Here is a 6,955-nt window from a genome sequence, read left to right on the forward strand (position 1 = left end):
ATTGAAGGAGGCAGGCCTACGATATCGACGGACGGTCTTCCGGAGTGACGAGGCGGGAGGCATTTGAGCAGGGTGAGGCCAACCACTAGGCCGCGGTGATTCAGTATTTCGTCAAGAAACTCACCGTGCTGATACGCGCAGGACTCGAGCGTCCCGACTAGCTCGCCGTTCTCGCGTAGCAGGTGCATTGCCGAGTGAGCGCGAGCAACTTGTAACCTTGAGATGATGTGCTCGTCAAGGAGCCATTCGAGTATTTCGCCTTTGCTCGTGGAGTCAGCTTCGGCACTTGATGGTAGCGGGTTCGATTCGGCAGTCTGATCAATTTGAACGTTCGAATAGATTTCGGAGTTCAGTTGGTTCTGTAGCCGTTGCCTCCAGAAGCGCTCACGCGGATTTCGTTCTTCTTCGAGATTCCTCGCATGAGAGGTGGGGAAGATCAGTGGATCAAACGCGTTAATCCAGTCCCATGTCCGTCGATACCACGTCTGCCCCGATTCAACTCCAAGGTCGTGCTCTAGCTGACCTGCGCGCACTAAACGTAAGGGGCCTTGATATCGATCGCTTGCTTCGGTCGCTTGCGGAACGGAAGCTGGAGGCAAGTCTCGTGGAACGTGAGCCCATGTCCTACGTGATGGCGAGATAGAGCAATAGAGCGTCATCGCTTCGCCTGCAGATCTGTCCGCACCTCCGAGCCGCGGGCTCTGTATATGTGTGCCAGCGTCGCATTGATTCTTAGTCGATGCTTCGCCGTTGGGGTGCCGCGCACCGCGGGTGGTCGTATTGTCCGCAAGTCTCTCCGAGTGGGCTGCGTTCGAAATCGACAGCAATCCCAGCAGCATGAGATGTGCTTGGGCGTGGGCAACAGGGTTACTCGGTGTGCGTGCAATGGCATTCGTTCGTGCCTGACAGACATCGTCCCCAACATACCTTTGAGTGTTGTTGTAGTGCTTGCCTGAGGATCTGCGGTGTTGACTAACGGATGAGGGCATGGCTCTCCTTTGTGGTTAGGGCATAGCTCCAGAGGATGTCGACCGGCTTGGATCCAATTCACGAGGCTGAGTCTGATGAGAAGCGCTTGCGGGACATCGTATGCCGGTCACGCGGGCGCCGACGTGTCTATTACCTTCGGTCGCAGGAAATTCCTCCGTGTGAATTCGTCGGCATCGGCATTGATCGACCGTAATGGTAGACTGCGCTCCGCTCGGACGATGAGTGGCCGCTTCAACGTGAGTCGGTTGTGTCTCAATTGCAGATTAAAGCAGCGCCGTAGGGAAATCTGAATACCCGCTTCCTTACCTCGCCGAGTATGGTCGACTTGCTGGCTACAAGGAGCCGTGCGGTGCGGGTGAGGCCGGAGTCTTACAGGACGACGCCGGGATGACGCTATCGACAATGCGATTCGGAGAGTGCTTTGGGGTTGGAAAAAAACTCGATGGCGAAGGAAATTTCGACGCACAACCGGACCTCGCAGAGCCATATTGAGGGAGATGTGTTGATTCTCGCACGATGACTGAGGAAGTTTTACGTGAAGCGAGCGCGATGATCGGTTTTTGAACGTACAAAACATTCGATGAATGTCAATGGACATGATGGTGCGGACTGTCTATAAGACTTAAAAAATGTCTTGCGAATAAACCACACGACCATTGATTGAGGTCGGACGGAATTCGTGGAGGCCAACGGGTTAAGCGGCGATCTGATTCAGATAGAAGCGCTGTACGAACGCGGCAGGCGATTGGTAATTCAGATGCGCCTGTCGGTCTCGCACTCCTCGATCTGATAGACGGCGGTCTGGCCGCCTTCGCGGGCAAGCCGCAGAAACCGGTTCTGGTGGATACTGTGACCGGTGTCAGGCTGCAGGCCAAGCTCGCGGATCGCCTTCAGCCGCTCGATATGCGCGATCATGGCCTTGGCGCTGGGGCCCTCAGGCGATTGCCTCAGCCACGCCAATTTGCTCACGGGGCGCTCGCCGTAAGGCAGCAAAAGCGCGTCGAGAGCCGCACGTTGCTCATCAGTCAATGGCTCGGTGAGCAGCCAGTACACTTCACGCTCGGCCTTGGTCGCCACTGCCGCGCAAAGCTTCTCGAGCGCAGCGATGGGCGGCAGCAATACGCGTTGACGTCGCAGTTCATCCACCGCGGCGCACGCGAGCACGATACCCTGAATCGTCTGCATGGCGACGGGCAGCAGAAACTCGGACAGCCCGCGATAGTGTCGGCGCGTAAACTGGACAAGCCCTGAACGGGCAAGGAGTTCCTGCAGATACTCACGCCGGGTTTCGTCACGCTGGGCATACAGATCCCTCACGGCTGGCGAAACCCGCAATTGAGCTGCGATAATACCGAGCACAGGCGCGTGCGGCTTCTCGCTCAGACCCAGCACCCGACCGGGATGCCGCAAATGGATCATGAGAACAGCCAGGCCGAGCCGGTTGTGATCGCTGCGATGTTGCCTCACAAAGGCGAAATCTTCCTTCGATAGCGTGGCAAGCGGGATCAGCTCGCTTTCGTCCTCGGGAAAGGCGAACAGCTCGAAGCGTTGAGCGGACGTAAGGAGTTCCCGACGGGGCATGTGTCACCTCGGCGAGCGCAGGTACTGGGACAACGTTTCCCGGCTTATCCCGTAGTCACGCGCGATCTGTGCCTTGCGCTCGCCGGCTTCGACGCGACGCCGCACATCTGCGACCTGTGCGTCGGACAACGTTGGTTTGCGGCCGCGATACGCGCCGCGCTGACGCGCGAGCACAATACCTTCGCGTTGGCGCTCCCGCATCAGCGCGCGCTCGAACTCTGCGAACGCTCCCATCACTGACAACATCAGGTTCGCAATGGGTGAGTCTTCCCCCGTAAACGCCAAGCATTCCTTTGTAAATTCGATGCGTACATCGAGCTGCGTGAGCGATTGGACGATGTGCCGCAGATCATCGAGGTTTCGCTCGAGCCGGTCCATGCTGTGAACCACCACCGTGTCGCCGGCTCGCACAAAACTCAGCAGTGCATCGAGCTGTGGCCGTCACGTGTCCTTGCCCGACGCCTTGTCGGTAAAGATGCGACACAGTTCGACGCCGTCAAGCTGACGCTCGGCGTTCTACTCGAACGAACTGACCCGCACATAGCCGACTCGTTGACCGCTCTTCACGACGGGACAATCCAGTGAAAATGTCGGCCCTGAAATCGATGGCGTTCGGCATGACGTGTCAAACAATTCAGAAGATAGCCCTATCCTGATGTTTCTGATAGAGTTTCCTGACATCAGGATAGGGTATGCTCCAATCTGACAAACCGTCGCTAAATCGATTACCCATTCAAGCATGCCTTCTGTCTCATTTACGGTTCGGGCTGTTTTACCCCATGACATTGGTGCGTGGTGTTCGCTGCGACGCTTGCTCTGGCAACACGTGAGCGACGACGAGCACATTCTCGAAACCCAGCGGCTGCTGGCCGACCAGCATCGCTATGCGACATTCATTGCCTTTTCTTCCGATAGTGCGCCGATTGGTTTCGCCGAAGCCGCAGTGCATCACGACTACGTCAACGGTTGCAAGACATCACCTGTGCTCTTTCTCGAAGGCATCTACGTCATGCCAAATGTGCGCCGGGTAGGCATTGCGAAAGCATTGTGTGCCGCCATCGGTCAATGGGGCTCCGCACATGACTGCACCGAATTCGCATCCGATACACAGGTAGACAATGTCCGCGCTCAGGCATTGCACTGCGCTCTCGGCTTCGAGGAAACCGAGCGTGTCGTCTTCTTCCGAAAGCGCCTCACATGCTGATTCGGCGACGTATGGAGTGAATAGCAAGCGGAGCCAGAAGCTAATCGGCAGGCTCCTAAGTCGAAGGAATCTTCCGGGTTACGCAGAGACGCTCGAAACCCTTGGCCTGAAGGCTTAGCGTACGTAAAAATCCGTTTCTTGAGGGCACCCCGTTTAGTGGGCCCGAGCTTTCCTGATCGTAACGCCCGAAAAAGATCCAACTTTACTTCCCATTTGAACGTAAGAGTGGCGCTGCCACCGTCTTGCTTTAGCATGGCGGCTTTCCAATCGAGATCGCCGAGATGCCAGTGGAGCCACGCCTTATCGCGAACCTGGTTATTGCCATAGTGGGTTCCGTTCGTAGCCTGGATCAACAGCGACGATTCCGCCCCCGACATGGCCTTGACACTGGCGCAAGCCAGCGAGAACGCAAACGCCTTTCTGGTTCCCTCATCCGGCAATGATCCCGATGCTGCTGACAAGCGTTGGTTGCAGAAGCACTGGCAGGTAATCTTCGAACGCACGCTTGAGGACCGGTATGTCGACGAGCGTCTATGGCCGCAAGGCCGTACGCTCAAGCTGTTCAAGGAGTGGCGCGAGATTCGCATGCACTCGATTGTCCTAGATTGCGCCGACGCGCCAATCTTGTACGAGGACCAAGCCAGATCCTGTGCCAGCCGCCAGGGCAGTAGGTCATCAATCTGGTTGATCGAGTAATCGGCGATGCGCGCCAGCACATGACGCAGATACGCTTCGGGATCGTGATTTCGGCTCCTGTTGACAGGGCCGACGTACCCAGAACACGTCGGCCTGCTGGTCGCATTCGTTGCGCGTCACAGGCTCCGGTTAGGTTTGCGTGCCGGCCGGCACGAAGATGAGCGCTTTCAGCCGCGCACGATCGGCCCGGTACGGGGTGTCGAGCGCCGACACGCCTATCTCAAGGGTGACGTCCCCAATAACCTAGGGCGCCGAGCGCGGCACCGACTGCGAGGCCGCATTCGTAGCGGTTCGGTTTGAGCGTCGTCGCTTTCGTGAGCGCTCACGAATGTCGTGTTCGACGCGCGCGGTCAGTTTCAAGGTGGGCATGGGGTCTCGTAACGGGATCGGTCAATTTGTGCTAGCGGTCGCCGGCACGACCACGGTCAATCCCGGCAGGTCCGCGAAATCCACCACGTTCAGCGTCATCAGGGCGTAGCCGTGCTCAATCGCCGGCGCCGCGATCCACAGATCGTTATAGCGAGGGCCCGGCGAGCGGCCTGCCTGCTTGACAGCAGCCGCCAGCACGCCGAGCGCGGCCGCGGTGTGGCGCGTGATGTCGAGCACGGGGCGCCGCTCGAGCTGACGCAGATGGGCAGCCCGCCGCGCACGCTCGGTGGCGTCTGCGCATGATTGCACGCCAAACGCCAGTTCGCCCAACGGGATCGTCGAGATGAACACTGGTGCATCGCCGGCGGTGTCGATCACGGGGCGTGATTTGACGGTACCACCGGCGAGTCCGACCCACACGCAGCTGTCAATGATCATGCCCACGGATCACGCACTCCATCGTCGAAGCCAGCGCGGCTGTCGTGCAGCCAGCGGGCCGCATTCGGCACCGAGGCTCAGCGGCAGGCCCTCGAGCGCCTGCGTGGCATTCATGACGGGTTCGGCGGGCACCAGGCGCGCGATTACGGTCCGATTGCGTTCGACCACCACGGTTTCGCCTCGCTGGGTGACCTGATCCAGGATCTGGCGCGTGTGGCGAGCCAGTTAGGTAGCGGTGATGGTCGGCATAGTGGCCTCTGGGAATAATGAATACGTGTTATACGCACTTTACGTATCGAGAAACCGGTGAATTCCGGCCCTGCGGGGTCCGGGCCCAGCAAAAAGCAATGCCTACAAGGACTTGAGCGCGTTCCGCACGCGATTCGCTTCGGCAATTGCTTCTTTGCGATCCACCGCCACATACCTCGGCGGTGACCGGCCGGCGCGTTTCGATATGCACGTCGACCACCGCACACGCCGCGCCATCCGCAATCGGTTTGGGGTCGTCGTGCCGCCCCCACTGCGCCGAGCCCCAATTAATTCGGGGCGCACCGCGCGCGTGTCACACTCGGCACCTCCAGCCCCCACGTCACATAGTCGTCGGCGTTGCCACCATCGGGCACCGGGAGATACTCGCGCATCATGCACTGGCGCAGCCACGCGATCGACTCTTGGTCGGTGCCGCCTGCCAGGCCCAGCGCGCGCACCGGCACTGCAGCCGTGGTCTCACGCAACGTCACGTTCGCGGTGACCAGATAGTACCGGCTGTCCTACGCACGGAGCAGTGTGCCCGCATCAATCACGCTGTCGACGCGCCGCTCGCCTGCACCCCATGCAGGTACGCAATCCGCCTGACAGCCTTGACTGACAAGGGCTTGACAACATCCTGGCGGCCAACCATCGCTATTCGCCGCCCGCTCGGCCGTCACATCACCCGTCGGGTACCGATACCGCATCGCTGCGCGGCGTCTCGACGTTGGGCGTCGTCAACCGTCTCCCAGTCGCCCAAGCACCACACGTCCTGCCCATCCTGCCGTCGATCGACTGGTGCATCCCAAATTTGTGCGACGCACGGCGCCTTTGCAGCGGTTAATTTTAATCATGGTTTTATTATGAAATATCGGCCACCCAACATCGGGCCCATCCTAAGCTGAGTCACCGCCAGCCTAAATTGCAATAAGAAATATCCGGTTCCAATGCACAAGCAAGGCCGGATCTTCGCCGCTTAAAATCAGTCGATTCTGATTGTGCTTCATCAGTTTCCGGCTTATGGCGACACGCCCCATGCGCCATCATGGTTCTGTGGGCGGTTGCTTTCCCCGTTCGCAGCTTATCCTGCATGGCGCTCCCCGTCCGGGACATCGGGAGGCGCGACCTTCCCGCCGACCACGCGCCCTCGCCTCACGCATCTCGGTGCGGCGCGATCCGTGGAACGCATCCACGGAGGACCACATCCATTGTGGATCTGCTCTTGTCACCCGCGACCCTGCGTCGCGCGATCAGCGCCGTCGATGACCGCGAGGACGCCGTATCGGCGGCGATGGCATGCCTCCGTGAACCGCCGATTCGTTCGGCTGATGATGCCCTGCGTGTTCCTGGGGATGGAATGGTAGGCCGTTGCCCTTCCTTGCCCAGGCCAATCAACCCAGAAAAATCCGGGTACTCATGCACCACTCC

The 6,955-nt window shown here is 59.3% G+C and carries 6 protein-coding genes, 2 pseudogenes and 1 riboswitch; of the genes and pseudogenes, 2 read left to right on the forward strand and 6 right to left on the reverse strand.

Annotated features, from left to right (window positions below; all coding sequences use genetic code 11):
• Positions 1–1,743: 1,743 nt before the first annotated feature.
• The 3 genes and pseudogenes from WS49_RS22240 to WS49_RS36650 form a co-directional block, all read right to left on the reverse strand.
• On the reverse strand, positions 1,744–2,571 hold the full coding sequence (locus WS49_RS22240) for a DUF4158 domain-containing protein (RefSeq protein WP_059533350.1): 828 nt from the start codon (positions 2,569–2,571) through the stop codon (positions 1,744–1,746).
• A 3-nt stretch (positions 2,572–2,574) separates the two neighbouring features.
• The gene (locus WS49_RS36645) at positions 2,575–2,745 is read right to left on the reverse strand and encodes a helix-turn-helix domain-containing protein (protein WP_441294171.1); all 171 of its coding nucleotides are present in this window, start codon (positions 2,743–2,745) and stop codon (positions 2,575–2,577) included.
• A pseudogene (locus tag WS49_RS36650) lies at positions 2,734–3,000 on the reverse strand (recombinase family protein); the annotation flags it as partial. The pseudogene WS49_RS36650 and the gene WS49_RS36645, both read right to left, overlap by 12 nt.
• Positions 3,001–3,310: 310 nt before the next feature.
• Between WS49_RS36650 and aac(6') the strand changes: the two are divergent.
• Complete coding sequence (gene aac(6') / locus WS49_RS22250; protein WP_059533354.1) at positions 3,311–3,775, forward strand: aminoglycoside 6'-N-acetyltransferase; 465 nt, start codon at positions 3,311–3,313, stop codon at positions 3,773–3,775.
• A 375-nt stretch (positions 3,776–4,150) separates the two neighbouring features.
• On the forward strand, positions 4,151–4,471 hold the full coding sequence (locus tag WS49_RS35245; protein WP_059533356.1) for a hypothetical protein: 321 nt from the start codon (positions 4,151–4,153) through the stop codon (positions 4,469–4,471).
• On the opposite strand, the pseudogene WS49_RS34010 reads toward WS49_RS35245, so the two are convergent.
• From WS49_RS34010 to WS49_RS36540, 3 genes and pseudogenes are all read right to left on the reverse strand, one after another.
• Positions 4,429–4,515 (reverse strand): annotated as a pseudogene (locus WS49_RS34010) (transposase domain-containing protein); the annotation flags it as partial. The gene WS49_RS35245 and the pseudogene WS49_RS34010 overlap by 43 nt on opposite strands.
• A 346-nt stretch (positions 4,516–4,861) precedes the next feature.
• Positions 4,862–5,284: a type II toxin-antitoxin system VapC family toxin gene (locus WS49_RS22260; RefSeq protein ID WP_059533358.1), complete on the reverse strand. Its 423-nt coding sequence runs from the start codon at positions 5,282–5,284 to the stop codon at positions 4,862–4,864.
• 530 nt (positions 5,285–5,814) lie between these two features.
• Positions 5,815–6,018: a baseplate J/gp47 family protein gene (locus WS49_RS36540; protein WP_059596246.1), complete on the reverse strand. Its 204-nt coding sequence runs from the start codon at positions 6,016–6,018 to the stop codon at positions 5,815–5,817.
• A 787-nt stretch (positions 6,019–6,805) separates the two neighbouring features.
• Positions 6,806–6,873: riboswitch (Fluoride riboswitch) on the forward strand.
• The last annotated feature ends 82 nt before the right edge of the window (positions 6,874–6,955 follow it).

The sequence above is a fragment of the Burkholderia sp. RF7-non_BP4 genome (genome assembly GCF_001521935.1).
Lineage (GTDB): Bacteria > Pseudomonadota > Gammaproteobacteria > Burkholderiales > Burkholderiaceae > Burkholderia > Burkholderia diffusa.